Genomic DNA, 17,707 nt, shown 5'->3' with positions numbered 1-17,707 from the left:
AATTTAAATTTTAGCCAAATGCTGAAAAACTATAAATGAAATTTGATGAGTTCCCCGAATTCATCATAATAATAATTGCCTTTTGCCGCTTCCGCTTCTAACCAAGTTGTCATGTAAGCTTTCCAAGCAAAGTAATAATCAAGGCTGAAATATTGCCCGGGGGGCGGAGGAACGGTGACCAGGTTAATATCGATGTTCATCACCTCGATCATCAATAGCAATTTCGTCCTGGAAAAAGTACCGAGATAATACGGGGTAAAGGAACTGTAAGGAGGATCTGTCCAAAGGAACGGCACACCTGTGATATCATCTACCTTAAACTCCATGTGTGTCAATTCGTAAGTATATTTACCATTTTCCGCCTTCGATTTCATCACGGGAATATCCGTGTTAAAATTCTCGTTAGGTTCCAGGCGCAGCGAAACAGTGAAAGTACTGTCTTTCATATCTTCAGTTCTATTGAACTTGATCTTGATCGTATCGGTTATGCTGTTTGCCTTTATGGTATAAGATTCATTTAAAAGCTCGTAATGCACCCCTTCTTTTGCCGTAGAACTGCCAAGTACCGTTAACTTATACGTCCTATCATGATCCATCTTCTCCCCACTGATGCGCACTACCTGTTTTACAATGGAATCATGTTTATTCTCGCTTACATAACCGAAGCTCGTCCACAGTGTATCTTTTGGAATGCTTTGGTAAAGATCATTCGCTTGCTCGTATTTATCTAGGAAGTAAATACTCCCCCCTGAAGATGCTTGGTCGTAAACATCCAAATTATCCTCGGAGCAACTAGCAAAATTGCCGGCCATGCAAAGCGTTATTATATATAATATCCAACTTCTTTTCATTGTACTGGTTTTAATAGTGATGAAACCATTTAGCGTTGCTGTGTTTCTGAATCCGGGTAGTCGAAAACGTATTTCCCTAAGCTAATAGCCCTGTTTCCAGCAGGTGAAATCATGCTCGTTGCTTTCGTTCTTTTATAAAAAAACCAAAGTTGTCCTTCCCCGTAAAACTCCTTGATATATGACTTTCTTATCTCGTTGGTGAGTTGTGCCGGATCGGAGATCTCCGTATCCAAGCCCCTATGTAACCTGATCTCATTAATGTAAGAGAGACCTTCTGCCGGATCAGGCGCTGTTTCTGCGGCGATGAGGTACATTTCACTCATACGGATAACAGGAACCGTGTAGTTAAACTTATAATGTGCGGCATCACTAACAGGTGCGTATTTAAAGAATGTTCTATAGGAAACACCGTCGCTGGCTTGCAGCCATGTATCACCGTACCTAAAATCGCCTAGTAAAGATTCGTAAACCGTGTTTAAAAAATCCGGCCCGGCAGCTAGTAAAGAACCTTCATTTAACGTTGATAAGAACACACCCTTATATGCATCGTATAAATTCCTGTTGTAGACGCCAAATAGCACTTCTGTTCCGAATATCCTGTCGGGGTTTGTTCTATTGGAAGCGATATTCAGACGTAGCACCCAAGGAAATTTATCCTGTACTTGCATCACTTCCTTTGCCATGGAATAAGCCCCCGCTTTATCTCCCCTATACAGGAGTACCCTAGCCTTTAATGCCTTCGCCGCATAATAGTTCAATCTCATGTTATTGTCGTCATCATAATTACTTTCGATTATGGGATCATTCGCCATATAAGCAATAGCGGAGTCCAAATCAGCAACGATAAAGTCCATTACTTCGTTTGCCGGGGCATAGTCCGGATAAACATGTGTGATTGTTGAATACACCGGGATGGATGCTGCCGTTGAATCATCTCCATCATAAACCGGCCCCCACATCCTGAGCAGATCAAAATACAATAAGGCCCTGATTGCATGAACTTCCCCTTTCGCCTGTTGGTAGAATTGTTCAGAATAATTGGCTTTATACTGCTCGGTCATTTGCAAAAACCTGTTGGTATTTGCGACCCCCTGGTACATTTGTTCCCAAAAACTCTGCAAAACATTTTTAGCCGTGCTTTGAGATAGATCGAGCGTATAAAATGAGTAATAGGGAGAGGCATCATTTGTTACCCGGTACCGTTGCGCCAATAAGTCAAGATAAACGCCTGTTAAGTTCATCCCGTATAAACTACCGCTGGATATTTTCAGTAAAATCCCGTTTAAAGCATCCTTCGTTCCTGCCTCGGTTTTATAGATCATTTCCTCGGTAAAGGTATCATCCGGTTTTACTTCGAGCCATTTTTTACACCCTGCTGTTGACAGGCATACCAGGCAGATGACATAAATATATATTGGTCTTATTCTTAGCATTTGAATACACTTTTTATTATTTAAAATTTGCCGTCAAGCTCAATTGGAAAGCCCTTGAATAAGGATAGCTTGTCCCGCGCTCCCTGCGTACCGTCGTAAAACGGAATATATCTGAAGTACGACCACTGATCTGCAACCTAGACAGGCTCAGCTTGTCGAGGAAAGATCCCCGGGTTAAATTATAAGTAATATTGGCAGACTCTAAACCGAAAGAATTTTCGGTTTGAACAAACCTGGAGCTCCTATATGTCCTGGTAGCATCAGCAATATCTTTATACATCGCTAGGTCGCCCGGCTCCTTCCATCTTTCATAGAGGGCTCTTTTATCCAGGTTATTATTGATTATATAGCTTTTGGAAAGGTTCTCGATTGTATTAAACAGAACCGTATTAAATGCATCCTGCCCAAAAACATATCTAAAACTGAAGTTGAGAAGAAAATTCTTATACGTAAATTGTGAACCGACTACACCCTGGATATCGGGTAGGGTATTCCCCACCACGACCTGGTCATTTATGTCATAGTCAAAGGACTGCGTTCCATCTTTCTTCAAGTAGATCTCGCGCCCCGTTGCCGGATCAATGCCCAATGAGCGAACGGCCCAAATGTCGTTTTCACTGTAGCCGTCTTTATATTGAACAAAGGAATTAGAGGTTTTTAACTTCTCGTTTAATCCCAACAAGCGATTTCCCAAACCGGCGTATGTCTTCTTATACTTTGATCCCATTACCGATATTCTCCAGGAAAAATCCTTGGTGCGAATAGGAGTTCCATTCAACATGAATTCGAACCCTTTCACTTTCAATGAACCAACGTTAAATGGGTAAGAAACCAATGCAGTAGAAGAGGGAAGCGCTACGGGTACCACTAAAGGATCTGTAAGCTTATCGTAATAATCTACCACTAAACCCAACCTGTTTTTAAATATGTTCAGATCAAGCCCGGTATTAAACTGGTAGGTAGTTTGGCTTTCTAAATTCGGATTGCCCAACCGGCTTAATAATACTCCTTGACCGAATGAATTGAAATCACTTAAATAAGTATATGTTGAAACGGATGAAGTGGATGAGAAATTCTGGTTGCCGGTCATACCATACGACACTCTCAACCTGGCATTATCGATCCAATCGCGTTTAAACCATTGGGCATTATGCAAATTCCAGGATCCCGCTATACTATAAAACGGTGAATACGGGTTATTTATACCATAAACCGAGCTACCATTATATGTGAAAGTAGCATTGAGGTTATAGATATTCCTATACGAATAAGTACTGATAAAACTAACGTTATTGTACCTGGAAATGGAAGTCCTCGCGTAAGGTGCTCCATTCTCCGGGTAATTATAAGCAAAGCTAGGGTTACCGTTAGATGTCAATGGAAAACCTATAGCACTATAATCTTGTCTTATAGATTTAGACTCGCTAATCTCGGACCTTAGGTTAACGCCCAAGGTATGATCCCCGAAACTCTTGTTATAAGATAAAAGTGCATTATAAGTAAAACTGCTAGTGGTAAACCTAGTATTGGTATATTTTCCTTTTTCCTCGGGAACAGTGGATATAAAATCTGTGTGCAAAGGAGATTTGAACGTTTCAGCTTCTTTAACATCTTTCCGCACTTGTAAGTTAGTTTCGAACCTCAGGTTATCGGTTACCTGGTAAATAGCTGATAAATTATCCCAAAGAGAATACAATTTACTCCTGTCATAGCTGTTTAATTTCGCATTGTACAGGGGATTATATACCACCTTTTCCGCGCCGTTTGATCCATCTCTATACTTTTCCAGGTACATTTCTGACGCGGGCTGCTTCCTGTAATACGGGTTAACATTTACCCAGGTACTAAAGCTACCGTACGGCGATTCATCCTCGCTATTTCCATTCACGGAAACATAATTATTGAATCTGAATTTGCCTGTATTATAGTCTAATTTCAAGTTTCCACTCCACTCTTTCCTACCGCTGCCTATCATCACGCCTTTTTCATCTTTATAACTAATGCCCGCCACAAATAAAAGGTTATCAGCTCCCCCGTTTACCAGCAAGCTGTGCCTTTGCGAAATACCGTTCTGCAAGGGATCACTCAACCAATATGAATTGACTCCCCTTAAAACCTCCTGCTTGCGCATGGAATATAAAGGGTCGTATAACTCGTATTTATACGTGCTCATATCGAATCTTTCGTTAGGTAAATACCTCCCCGACAAGCGCTCAAACTCTAGCTTCTCCGAGGCATCCATCCTGTTGTAGCTACTCAGATCCGGGAACTCGAATCCCCAGTCTGATGTATAAGACACCCTGATTTTCCCAGGGAGGGGGCGGACGGTTTGTATTACGATCACACCATTCGAAGCCCTGTTTCCGTACATGGCCGTAGATGCAGCATCTTTCAGGATCGTTACGGATGCGATCCTGTTAATGTCCATATCTAATATTTGACGAAGGCTTGCAGGGAAACCATCCAGGATAAAAAGCGGTTGGTTAGGGTTCTCTGAGAAATCATCCCTCAACTCGTCCGTCGTGATACTGGTTTGTCCTCTTAATTCAATATTGGGCAGCACGTTAGGATTACTCCCCATGATATTATTTTCCAATACCATGAAAGAAGGATCCAATGTTTTCAGGGCATCCACGATATTGGTATTGGTAATCGTTTTAATTTGCTCCTGGCTGTAAACCGCGGCGGCGCCGGAGAAAGTTTGTTTATCCAGGTTTACCATACCGGTCACCACGACCTGGTTTAAATCCGCATCTTTCAACCTCATATGAAAGGTTACCGGTTTATCAAGATTTTTCACGCGGTAATCCAAGCTCTCGTACCCGATAAAGCTGATCCTGACAACTACGCCCAGCTTATCTATTTTCAGGTTAAACCTACCGTCTTCGCCGGAGACTACCCCTTTTTTCTCACCGAGCACAAAAATACTTGCACCGGGAATGGGGGTTCCCTTTTCATCCAGCACCTTTCCCCTAAAGATCAATTGTTGTCGATTATCTTCGCTAGGTAATATCTTTATCAACTGTTCCCTTTTCTTCAGGATCACGGTTTTCCGCAAAATCATATAAGTAAAGGGTTGATCTTTAAAAGTCAACTGCAAAGCTTGCTCCATGGGAATATTCTGCACTTGCAGATCAACAAGTTTGGCCTCTCTCAGCCATTCGGTATTATACACGAAGGTGTAACCGGTTTGAGATTTGATCTCTTGAAACACAGCTTCTAACCTGGCCCCTTTTGCCGAGATAGAGACCTGTTGTCCATAGCTTTTAGCGCTAATATGGAGAGAGCATCCTAATAGTAAGCACATCACTAATTTCATAATCAGCCAAATTTTAGCTGTACATCGAAGTGGCACGCCCAGGCCCAGGGTAAAACGGGACATAGGTTGACCATTTGCAAATAATTGCATAGATTTGATAATGTTTGGTTAGATAATAACAGCGTTTAATTGTTGTACTCGATACCAAGCGTTTGGCCGATTATGCTGCAACATTTTCGGCCATTTTAACAATAATGGCAATAAGCCGGTATCAACCGGGTTTGGCCCGGCAGTTACTGCATAAAGAAATCATGTTGAATAAGATTTGATTGATAAATTTTGATCTAAATAATGGTTGGTTTTGATTTTTGAAACTATGACTAATGAACTTTGGTTGATCTTATCTCATGCTTGATCGTATGATTAATTGATTATTTATTTCTTTACTATAATTGTCCTGCCTTCCAGCTCACATTTTACGCCGCATATATCCATTACTTTCAACACTTCTACCAGTGTATAGTCGCGCGGAATTTCCCCGCTGATATGTTCCACCGAAAAGCCGTCTTCATATTTCACATCAACATCATACCAGCGTTGTATTTGGCGCATTATAGTTTGTACCGGGTCATTATCAAGGATAAAATAGCCGTTTTTCCAGGCCACGATTTTATTCACGTTCACTGATTTCACCTGCATCTTCTCTGTTTTTGCGTTCACGATGGCTTGCTTACCCGGTTGCAGTACTACGGATTCCCCGGTAGATTCTATACTTACCTTAACAGCTCCTGATTCCAAGGTCGTATTAATCGTCGGTTCATCCGCGTAAGCCATTACATCGAAACTCGTACCCAGGGCCTCGATCCTGGTATTGCGTGTTTTTACTATAAAAGGTTTCGAGGCGTCTTGCGCGATATCAAAATTCACTTGACCTTCTATTTCCACAAGCCGTTCATTGCCGGTGAATGCCGTGGGAAAACGAATAGATGAAACTGCATTTAGAAAAGCCTTGGTGCCATCCGGCAATACTAGTTGAAACTGACCGCCCCTCGGTGTTGACAAACGGTTATAGGCGATCTCTTTAGATCCCGGGCTTTTAGCGGCCTCGTATTGTAATACCCCGCTTAATTGTTGAACGGCAGTATTCCCTTGTTGTATATTTATATGGCCATTACTATCCAATACCACTTGCTTTCCATCATCGAGCGTAAGTATAGCTTTATCGCTTCCCGGTAAAATATCAACTTGCTTGGAAAGTGCGCCAGCGGTTTTAGCATCTTGACCGGAGTACCATCTCCAAAAGAAAGCGGAGCCGGCCAACAGCAATACCGTCGCAGCAATCCCCAACCATTTCCTCCAATCATGCCGCGGTTGCATCTGCACGATGCGAACTTCTTCCTGCTTCAATATTCCCGGCAGCTTGGCAGCTAGCATTTCCCGCACAGCAGGGTCAATATCAGTGGAAGACGCCGATTTATTAAATTCCTCAAGTATCAATGAAGCGGCCAAGGGGTCTTGCTCTTCGCTTCCCAACCACTGCAATAATACCTCCGTATCTGTGGGGGAGCAATTCCCTTCTAATAACCTATTAAACAGGTCAATATAATAACCCTTTTGTTCCATTCTATAAATAAGACAATTAAAAAAAATAAATGGGGGGATCGGGATAAAAAATTTTATTAAAACTTCCGGATTTCAAATAACATTACTAACAATACCAAGACATCCAAGTTATTATCAAAATAATTCCTGATTTTCTTATTGGCATATACGAGGTATTCTTTTACAGTATAAGTTGATAATCCCAATTGCGCTGCCGCATCCTTATAACTACGGCCTTCGATGCGGATCATCTCGTAGACTTTCCTTTGCTGTTGGGGCAATTTGTCTAATACCTGCTGTAAAATATCCCGGCTCTCCTCGTAATGCAAGGCTTCCTCAACATGCGAATAATGCGCTTCGGCATATACTTTAAAGTCCTGCAATTTTGCTTTATCCTGTTGTAGCTTCTTGTAAAAATTAAACACTTTGTGCTGACCGGCTTTAAACAGGTAGGCTGATAAATTATTAATCTCTAACGAGTTGTGCTTCCGCCAGATGGTCGAAAAAACATCCTGTACAATTTCTTGCGCCGTGGTTGGATCCTTTACCATTTTTAGTACGGCAACATAAATAATCGGGCTATAATGATGGTATATACTGGTAAACGCATCCGCGCTTCCCGCTTGTAATTCTTGCAGGATCGAGGCCTCATTATTTAAAGGTAATACCGTCATCCGGGATTAAAAATGATTTTTGGTTGATAAATTTGCTGATTTTTGATCTCGATTCAAACAAATCTACATATTTAAACCATAAAATAATAATTGTTCACCGATCTCGATATAATGGGATTTCTTTCGAAAACCGGCGATAGAATCATCTTACACCATTATTGACTTAACACTAAAGTTGTAATATCTTTCCCAATAAAAAATTGCCCACCCCTTAGAGGCAGGCAATCGGTTTTGCATGGTTATGTAAAATTTTTATAGGTTCAGGTCCTTTACCCCTGTTATTTCAGTGGATACTTCTCCCAGCCATCCGGCTTGAGCCAATTGCCCTGCATATACCTTGATAAAATCAATTCCTTTTAATTTCACCGGGTTACCATCTTTGTCGATGGCCCAATCGATATGTATCTTGGCTTTCTCATCAGCGTTCGGCCAGTTATCTGCATAACCGTAATCGAACGGGATACTTACATAAAAACTACCGCTGCCCGATTGATCGTACACCTTATCCGCTGATAGCCGCGTTCCTTTAAAGGTAATGCTATCGGCTGCCCAGCCGGGATAATAACTTTGCCCGTGGAAAGAATTTTTGTAGACGTAACCGGTTTGACCTTGGTTGTCTTTCCATTTGATATAAGTAGTATCGGTTATATATGCATAATCCGGATCGGGAGTGGTTGCCTTGTTAGGATCCGGCTTATAATACGTGATCTCGTAATTAGCAATCGTGTGGGGATCATCATGTCCCGAGCCTTTAATTTCATACCATTCATCATCGGGCAATCCGTTCTGGTTGGCATCGTACGACACCATTATTACCCCGGGTTCTGCCCAGTTGGAAAAAGCGTTGCCATTTACTACGAAATTTGCTTGGCCGCTTACATTCACAATAGTATGATCAAAGCCCATTACTACGTAACCACCAAAACTCCCCAGGTGAATCAATGAATTATCCAGGAGTGCATTTTCCGCTTTCACGCGCATAGCTTCCGCATCATCGCCTTCAACCCAAGCCGGCATGCTATTGACAAACTGTCCTGGGGCAGGTAAAAATTCGAAAACTTTCGCTACGCCGTTCGTATATGTTTTTTCAGCAATTTTTACATTTACATCCTTAAAACTACTACCGATTCCATTGCTGACGGTAAGTCTTAAGGTATAATTCCCAGGGGTCAAAAATACATGCATCAAATCTTTGGCTGCGGATAAAGTATCGCTGCCCGAAGTCCAAACAAAACTTGCATTATCACCGTAATTGATTGCAGGGGTAATCTTCATCCACTTCATCATATCGAAATTGAATCCGCCCGTGGGAATAGTAATATTAATTTCAGGAGACATCGATTTTAACGCTACCGTTCTGCCATCTCCGAAAACAAAAGTCATCCTTTCATCAACGCGAACAATAGCCATGATGCTATAATCCGTTGCAGGCAGTAAAGCCCTGATGCCGGTATCCGTATCACCGATAAACCAGTTACCATTAGCGCCCCTGCTCAACGCGGGATAAAATCCTTCCGTGGCTACCTGCGTATCCTTATTATCGATATACCAATGCCCATTTTCACCCCTTGTTACGAAAGCCGGGGAATCCCCGATTACCAATACGGTACTGTCGCTCAAGGTCAAGGTATATTTATTGCCGGATTGTTCATACCCTGTCACGTACAGCCGGTCATTCATCGCGTTGAGCAAGGCTTCATATTTAGCCATCTGTTCTTTCAGGTCCTTGACATCATCTTTCAGGGCATCGATATCGGATTTATAACATCCGGAAAAAATGGTGGTCAATGCCACTGCGAGAAGTAAAGTAATTTTTTTCATACGGTTTTATAGATTGAATTATTCTTCTTCGATTACAAAAGCAATATGTGCAGGGATATCGCCCGTGGTAACAGACCACTTCTTTTTGCCGGAGGGGTCAAAACAGAACAATGTGCCGGGAGATACATAGTCTTTTGCATCGGTCACAAAGATGTCCCTTGTCACCGGGTTAACAGCTAGACCGTAGGGCATCTGTATCTCGGCTTCCGTTCCGTCGGTAATAAAACTTTTATTGAGTAGTTGTAAATTTTTAAGGTCTATCATATTGTAAGTAACCTCGAAGCTCCCCGTATTGTAATTAAATTCGCTCCCGTATAAAAATGCTGTATCACCTGCTACAGCAAGGTTACTGCCCGCGATATCAAACCGGTGAATGACTGTTTCCGTTTTAGTATCTACCACGAAAACCTTCGAAGGGGTATTGTAATAATCGCCGCGGGAAGTAACAATTAAATGCCCGTAACGATCTGCTTTTAAGCGGTGTAGATTGATCGCAACATTGATCTTTTTCAGCTCCCGGAAACTGGAAATATCTATAACGGAAATCGTACTATCATAATTGGGCGGCCTATAGCCACCGCTGTTGGCAACATATATTTTATTATCAACGATAGCTAGCTCCTCCGGTTGATAGCCGACGGAAACTTCCCTCGTAATGGCTAAAGACGCGGTATCAATTTCAGCAACTAAGCCTAGGGGTGCATTCGGGTCAATGCTCACCGGACCGGTATAGGCGCTTACATATGCTTTACCATTTGCAAAAGTGATGTAACGGCAATTGGGAATATCGATCTGCCCTAACCTTTTGGCCGTTTTCACATCCATTACTTCCACCTTGTTCGACACGTTGATAACCGCGTACAATTTGCTACCGTACACCCGGATATCATTACCAACATCGCCCAGCTCTTTGACAACACCAGGGTTTGCCGTAGGGTAGATATTCTTATTATAGTTACCCGTGGTATAATCGTAATAATCAATTGAAGCTTTATTACTTCCCATGTTGGCTTCATTCAGCAAGTAAAAACCTTTTACCACGCTGATTTTGGCTGTATCAACAGGCGTAGTCACCGGGGGAACTACCGTATCGTCTTTCCGGCAAGAAATCGTATAGCTGACCAGTAACAATACAGCTACAACTTTGTGGATCCGTGTAAACATTTAATTAGATTAAAAATGATTGATTAAATTTTATATCTGTAAACTGATAATGAATTTGTAGTTCCTTCCCGGCATCGGGTAGTTCAGCACTACGTCATAATATTGGTTGAAAATATTATTAACCTGCGCGGTTAACCGGAGTTTATTGCGCTTCAAGACCATGTACTTCGAAAAAGTAAAATCGCTCGTGTACCAGGGTTGTACATAGTTTTCAGGAATATTAGCCTTCGCATTGTACCGCTCCCCGGTATAAATAAGGCTGTAATTCAAGTCCCATCTTTTATAATTCGCAGATAAAATACAGGAACCGCTATGCCAAGGGATATAAAGAATTTGATCACCGTAAAAAGAATCCTTCTTATCCGTAAAATCCTGCGCTTTTTGATAAGTATAGCTGAACCTGGCGGAGCCGATCAAGCCGCTTTCGAAATTGTATGTAGCATGGGCTTTCACATCTATACCACGTATTTCTACATGGCCCAGGTTCATCATCGTCCAACGGAACTGGCTGGCCGTAGGCATCGCCACGATCTTTTGACTTACTTCATTATAATATCCGTCTACTTCAATACCAACTTGGTGCTGCGCCTCCGTACCGAAGTTGAGCGCATAACGTAAGCCGAGGTTATACTGCGTGGCGAACTCCGGTTTCAAACCCGCATTCCCGATTTCCGTATAATACAAATCGTTGAACGTAGGCATCCTGAAAATCCTTTTATAAAATGCATTGATTTTAAAAGGGCTAATTGAAAATGGTTGCCAATCGACAAATAATGCCGGCGTTAACTCATCTTGTGGATTGGCAGGCTTATTTTTTTCGACCCGCTCCCTTGTTTTAGTACCCAGGATATTTCCTTGCAACCTAAACCGGTCCCAGTGCAAGGTGGTTGATAAAGCCGCTAAGTAGGAATCCCTCGTAGGATAGGAGAAGTTGACCAAGTTGGCTGTCATGTTTTGATGTACCCAATCCGTGGAGAGATTGATATCCCAAAATGATGTTAACACGAATTTTTGAGCGAATGAAATATAATACTCCTGTTGTTTGTACCGGTTATCCAAATAAAGTATCATCGTATCCGGTGCGAGATACCGGGTATAATCGGAAGCAAACTTCGTATTCAGCATGAAACTATACCGGGAAGCTACCGGCTTCTTGAAAGAAGATTGCACGAAAAAATTGCGATCCCACTGACGATCAACATGGCCGAATACACCGTTTACTATGAAGCCGGGCAAGCCTTTCTCCGCATCGTAAAAGTAAAAATGCGTGTTCCACTGACCTTTCCATACATGGGCGAACAAGCTCATTTCTGCCCTTAAAGCCTCTACATCGCCGTTTTTTCTATAAGCAGTTGTATCGTACCCATCCTTCTTGCGGTAACGGAATTTATAACGCCCCGTAGCCTGCACCCATTCCAGGTTAAAAGATGCATCCAGCTTTGAATGCAACTTTCTTTGATACAACAATGAAGGGTTCATTAATCCGAAAGACCCCGTTTTAAAACTTCCTTTCAGCATGGAGTTACGACCCGCTTCAAAAGTTGGTTGCTTCGTTTGTAAATAGATGGATGCAGCGGTAGCATAATCCCTTGCTGTTTGTAACGATTGGGCTAATTGCCCGTTTACGAGTGCAACGGACTCCATGTTATCCAATGAAAATCGCCCCAGGTCAACCTGCCCATTCTGGGCATTCCCTACCTGTACACCGTTGTAAAAAACGCCGGTATGATTGGTTCCCATGCTGCGGACATCCACCGTTTTCAGCCCCCCGATCCCTCCATAGTCCTTTACCTGCACACCGGAAAAATAACGGATGGCATCGGCGACCGACTGGCTGGCCAAACGTTGTAAGGCGCCTCCTTGTAAAGTTTGCACCGGGGATAATCCCGAATATACCTTCGAGCCGAATACCGGCACTTCTTTCAACTGCCTGACTTGCGAGGAATCCTCCTGGGCAAATAGCTGAACGCAGCAAAAAAGACAGCATAACAGGCATAGCGATGCCGTTTTCAAGGAACGCTTTTGTTCGATGAATTGCATAATTGAACTGTTTGATAAAAAATATCAACAGCCTTCGCAGTGAAAAAACTACATCAAGAAAATAATCAACCTACGGTATAAGACCATGTAATGCTGGTACTTCCAAGCTTCATTCCACGAAAGCTTAAAAACGATTCACACGGCAGGTATTCTGACTTATCTCTACCCTGGCGGTCTTCCCATGTAGTACACAGTGACCATAGATTTGCCGGGTATTGTAACGAGAATTACAGCAGCGGGACTGTCCGGGATTTGCACCCGAGTTCCCTTTTAATCCTACTAATCAGTAATTGACAGCAGGAACCAATGTGCTGCAAATGTAAATGAATCCCGTATTTCCACCAAAAGAGGTTTCATGGCTCAAAAAAAGGGCTACAATAAAAAATCCCGGTAGCATTGTTTACTACCGGGATGTCATCCATAATATTCTAACCGTTAAGGTTTTTCTTCACGGCCAGGTTTGTAATAATAGATATGTGCCTGGTCGAATAATTTGTACTGGTATTTCATCCGTTGCTGGAATGAAGGAAAATCCCGCGATGCCGGTAAAGACCAACAGGCTTCGGATAAAGCGCAGATCCGGGGAAATAACATGAATTGCAACCTTTGCACATTCTCAACCCTTTCCGTCCACAAGTTCGCCTGGATACCCAGGATTAACTGCTGTTGCGAGCTTGGAACTAAAGTAGCCGCATCAAAACCGTAGACCCTTTCCAAGGGAACATATTGTTTACCCCATTTGCGGCCAACCTTGTGCGTACTGTCCTGCACGAAATCAAAATAAAAAGGCAACCTCGGGCAAATTACCGTTCTATAACCATTGTCCAAGGCTTTCTTTAACTGCTTGGGCTGATCATGCCGCCACCAGTAAATGATGGTACTATCCCTTGGCAAATCAACATCCGCCATTTCATCCCAGGCCAATACCTGGCTGCCCATGGCCATTACAGAATCAGCCATACGTTCCATGAAATATTGTTCAACAGCTTTCAGATCTTTCAGCTTCCCGGACTTCATCAATTGCTGAATGCCGGGATCTGTTGCCCATTTCCCGTTACCGAAACTCACTTCGTCACCCCCCAGGTGAATCTTTGCCGCAGGGAACAAGGTATTCGTTTCCCTTAAAATCCTGCTCAAATAGCTGTAAGTACCTTCATTCCCGGGGTTAAATGTAAATTCGGGGTGATCTTTCGAACCGCCGCCGCTAAACTCGGGATAAGCCTTGTTGGCAGCCGTTGCATGTCCGGGCATATCGATCTCGGGGATCACCTCGATCTGCCTTGCAGCAGCATACTCGATTATCTCGCGTACATCATCCTGCGTATAAAACTGTGCAGGCAGGTACGGGTTCGACCAGCTTCCTACCCCGCCCACGTAAGCCAGGAAAGGATATCCTTGTATCATCAAACGCCAGGCAGGTTCATCTGTAAGATGCCAATGAAATTTATTCAACTTATAATAAGCCATCCAATCCAAGATATCCTTCACGGCATCCTTACCGAAAAAATGGCGCGATTCATCGAGCATAAAACCCCGCCATCCATATAGCGGCTCATCGGTCACCAAGCAGGCCGGCAACAACATTTTGCCACCATCCTGTTGTGCTGCCGCTACCATTTGCAACAAGGATATACAACCGTAAAAGGCACCTTTTTCAGAGTTGGCAGCGATAATAATTTCCCCGGGACGAACTACCAATTCATAACCTTCCCCCGGCATATCCTTGTCCCTCGTACGGGTAAACTTGATACAGTTCTCCCCGCTACCCGCATTCCTGTTAGCCAGGTTAATCCGGAAACGTTTTTGAAGTTCCCACTGCAAATATTGAGATGAGTTCTTGAAAAGTCCATCCGCATTTACAATCTCCGTATTGAAATCGATTGCAAAATTTCCGTTTAAAAATTCAACATTCCGCGGTTGCGGCACTATGGGCAGCTCTTCCTGGGCCAATGCCGGTATCGCTAAGACCGATGCTAACAGGATCGCCTTTAATTTTAAAAACATGTCACACAATTTTGAGAACAACATACAAAATTTATTAGAGCATTCTAAGCATTCTTCATATTCTTTTATACCGGGATAAAAAGCTATTATTACCATAGAATAATCCATCATCTTATCGATGAAAAACGCGATTTTGCGGCGTTAATTACCTTGACTAGATACCGGTTCCACAAATTCTACCGGGAAAATGATAAAACATGAAACGTAAGCTGGCAGGACTTCTTATCGGAATAATATCGATCATGCAACCAAGTTATTCACAACCACGGAACCTTCGCGTGGAATACTTAGAAACACCATTGGGGATCGATGTTCCCCAACCGCGTTTCTCGTGGCAGGAAACAGGGTCGGGAAATGATAACTACCAACAGGAAGCCTACCGCGTATGCCTCGCCACGGATCCAAGCAGCTTAAAAAATCAGCCTTTATGGACAAGCGGGCGACAACATTCTCCCGGTATCTTAACCAGTTACTCCGGCCCCGAACTACAATCATTCACCCGCTATTATTGGAGCGTGGAAACCTGGGGCAGGGACGGAAAAAAAAGTGAGGCGGTAATTTCCACTTTTGAAACCGGTATGATGCATCAAAGTGACTGGCAAGGCTCATGGATTAGCGACAGGTATTCAAAGGATGAAAAAAGAGCTCCCTTATTCCGGCGGAGCTTTATCAACCATAAGAAAATAAAATCAGCACGGGCTTATATCGCGGTGGCCGGTTTATACGAAATGTACGTAAATGGTAAACGGATCGGGGATCATCAACTGGACCCGATGTACACCCGTTTTGATAGGAGAAATTTATATGTTACCTATGATATCACTGATCATTTACTACCAGGTGAAAATGTTGTTGGAGTGGAGCTGGGCAATGGCTGGTACAATCACCAATCTACCGCGGTTTGGTTTTTCGACCAGGCGCCTTGGCGCAATAGACCAGCATTCTGCATGGATATCCGGCTCATGTTTGAAGATGGAAGTACGGAAACGATCGGTACAGGCAGGGAATGGAAATGGACTTTAGGCCCCACCCTATTCAACAGCATTTATACGGCGGAACATTATGATGCACGCTTGGAACAACCGGGTTGGAACAAGCCGGGATTTGCTGATAGCACTTGGCATGGCCCCATTTACCGGTCGGCGCCATCTGGCAACATCGTGGCGCAAAGTATGCAACCGATCCGGATCACCCGGGAAATTCCGGCTGTTAACATGAAGAAATTCTCGGATAGCAACTACGTTTTTGATATCGGCGAAAATATTGCCGGGATCAGCAGCATACAGGTTTCCGGTAAACCGGGAACAGTAATCCGCGTGAAACACGGCGAATTACTCGATAGTTTAGGTCATGTCGATTTATCAAACATCATCGTCCATTACCGCCCGAAAGATAGTACGGATCCTTTCCAGGAAGATATTTACATCTTATCGGGAAATGGCCGGGAATTTTTTATGCCGAAATTTAATTACAAAGGATTTCAATATATCGAGGTAAGCAGTGATCAACCTATTTCTTTACAACGCGAAGATGTAAAAGGTTATTTCATGCATAGCGATGTAAAACCTATCGGCAAGCTGCACACCTCCGATCCGGTGATCAATAAAATTTGGGCTGCCACCAATCAATCTTATTTATCAAACCTGTTCGGGTATCCCACCGATTGTCCGCAGCGGGAGAAAAACGGCTGGACAGGTGATGCGGCTATCGCGGTAGAAACAGGATTGTACAATTTTGATGGTATCACCGTATATGAAAAATGGTTAGCCGATCACCGCGATGAACAACAACCTAACGGGGTGTTACCATCCATCATCCCGACAGGCGGATGGGGCTACGAATGGGGAAATGGACCGGATTGGACCAGTACCATCGCGGTCATCCCATGGAACATTTACCTTTTTTACGGAGATGCCCAATTATTGAAAAAATCGTACGGGCATATCAAGAGTTATGTAAATTATATTGACAGGATAAGTCCGACAGGCGTTACAACATGGGGACTGGGCGATTGGGTACCGGTGAAGTCAAGAACACCCGTGGCCTTAACGTCCACCGCGTATTATTATGCCGATGTAAAAATACTTGCAACAGCGGCAAAGCTTTTCGGCAAATCGGGAGATTGGGAACATTACAATGCCTTGGCAGAAAAAATTAAAACGGCCTTTCACAAGGAATTTTATAATGCCGAAACGGGAGTCTACGCTGACGGTGTTCAAACAGCATTGAGCGTGCCATTGTTTTGGGGTATTGTGCCCGATAGTTTGCAAGCTAAAATTGCGGCCAAATTGGCGGAACGGGTAGCAGCAGATAATTATCACCTCGATGTAGGTTTGCTCGGCACCAAGGCTATTTTAAATGCACTCAGCCAAAATGGCTATGCGGATGTTGCTTACAAGATAGCGGCACAAAGGGATTTTCCTTCCTGGGGATGGTGGATCCAAAATGGCGCTACTACATTATTTGAAAACTGGCCGCTCGATGCCACCTCGGATATTTCTAAAAACCATATCATGTTCGGGGAGATCGGCGCATGGTTGTTTAAAGGAATCGGTGGCATTTTACCGGTAGCGGAACATCCCGGCTTCGAGCAATTCTATCTGAAACCACATTTCGTTACCGGCCTGGATAGTTACGAATCCAGTTACCAATCGCGGTACGGCGAAATTATCTCTACTTGGAAAAGGAAAAAGAAGAAAATCGATTATCATTTTAGCGTTCCGCCCGGTGCAAAAGCCTTGATACAAATTGATATAAAAAAAGGACAGAAAATAATTGAAAACGGCCATAAGGTTGAAATTTCCGGTAGTGACGCTATTGAACGTGGTTCCGGCGATTACCATTGGGAAATAAAATAAT

The 17,707-nt window shown here is 43.2% G+C and carries 10 protein-coding genes and 1 riboswitch; of the genes, 1 reads left to right on the top strand and 9 read right to left on the bottom strand.

The window, feature by feature from the left end; genetic code table 11:
- Positions 1-29: 29 nt before the first annotated feature.
- The 9 genes from COR50_RS11620 to COR50_RS11580 all read right to left on the bottom strand — a co-directional run bounded on the left by COR50_RS11620 (position 30) and on the right by COR50_RS11580 (position 14,848).
- Complete coding sequence (locus COR50_RS11620; protein WP_098194136.1) at positions 30-851, bottom strand: DUF4843 domain-containing protein; 822 nt, start codon at positions 849-851, stop codon at positions 30-32.
- Between the two features lie 29 nt (positions 852-880).
- Entirely contained in the window at positions 881-2,284 is a 1,404-nt protein-coding gene (locus COR50_RS11615; protein ID WP_098194135.1) for a RagB/SusD family nutrient uptake outer membrane protein, read from the bottom strand.
- A gap of 16 nt (positions 2,285-2,300) precedes the next feature.
- On the bottom strand, positions 2,301-5,603 hold the full coding sequence (locus tag COR50_RS11610) for a SusC/RagA family TonB-linked outer membrane protein (RefSeq protein ID WP_157760773.1): 3,303 nt from the start codon (positions 5,601-5,603) through the stop codon (positions 2,301-2,303).
- A gap of 375 nt (positions 5,604-5,978) precedes the next feature.
- Positions 5,979-7,166, bottom strand: a complete 1,188-nt coding sequence (locus COR50_RS11605; RefSeq protein ID WP_098194133.1) for a FecR family protein — start codon at positions 7,164-7,166, stop codon at positions 5,979-5,981.
- 56 nt (positions 7,167-7,222) lie between these two features.
- On the bottom strand, positions 7,223-7,819 hold the full coding sequence (locus COR50_RS11600; protein ID WP_098194132.1) for an RNA polymerase sigma factor: 597 nt from the start codon (positions 7,817-7,819) through the stop codon (positions 7,223-7,225).
- Between the two features lie 252 nt (positions 7,820-8,071).
- Positions 8,072-9,640: a PKD domain-containing protein gene (locus COR50_RS11595; RefSeq protein ID WP_098194131.1), complete on the bottom strand. Its 1,569-nt coding sequence runs from the start codon at positions 9,638-9,640 to the stop codon at positions 8,072-8,074.
- 18 nt (positions 9,641-9,658) lie between these two features.
- A complete protein-coding gene (locus COR50_RS11590; protein ID WP_098194130.1) occupies positions 9,659-10,804 on the bottom strand; it encodes a YncE family protein in 1,146 nt (381 codons plus the stop codon).
- A gap of 30 nt (positions 10,805-10,834) precedes the next feature.
- On the bottom strand, positions 10,835-12,844 hold the full coding sequence (locus COR50_RS11585; protein ID WP_098194129.1) for a TonB-dependent receptor: 2,010 nt from the start codon (positions 12,842-12,844) through the stop codon (positions 10,835-10,837).
- Between the two features lie 124 nt (positions 12,845-12,968).
- Positions 12,969-13,168: riboswitch (cobalamin riboswitch) on the bottom strand.
- A 111-nt stretch (positions 13,169-13,279) separates the two neighbouring features.
- Positions 13,280-14,848, bottom strand: a complete 1,569-nt coding sequence (locus COR50_RS11580) for a beta-N-acetylhexosaminidase (protein ID WP_098196203.1) — start codon at positions 14,846-14,848, stop codon at positions 13,280-13,282.
- A gap of 197 nt (positions 14,849-15,045) precedes the next feature.
- Between COR50_RS11580 and COR50_RS11575 the strand changes: the two genes are divergently transcribed.
- Positions 15,046-17,706 (top strand): alpha-L-rhamnosidase, encoded by a 2,661-nt coding sequence (locus COR50_RS11575; RefSeq protein WP_098194128.1) that lies wholly within the window; start codon positions 15,046-15,048, stop codon positions 17,704-17,706.
- Position 17,707: the final 1 nt, after the last annotated feature.

The sequence above is a fragment of the Chitinophaga caeni genome, from assembly GCF_002557795.1.
In the GTDB taxonomy this organism is placed as follows: Bacteria; Bacteroidota; Bacteroidia; order Chitinophagales; family Chitinophagaceae; genus Chitinophaga; species Chitinophaga caeni.
This window is presented reverse-complemented; position numbering and strand designations above follow the sequence as displayed.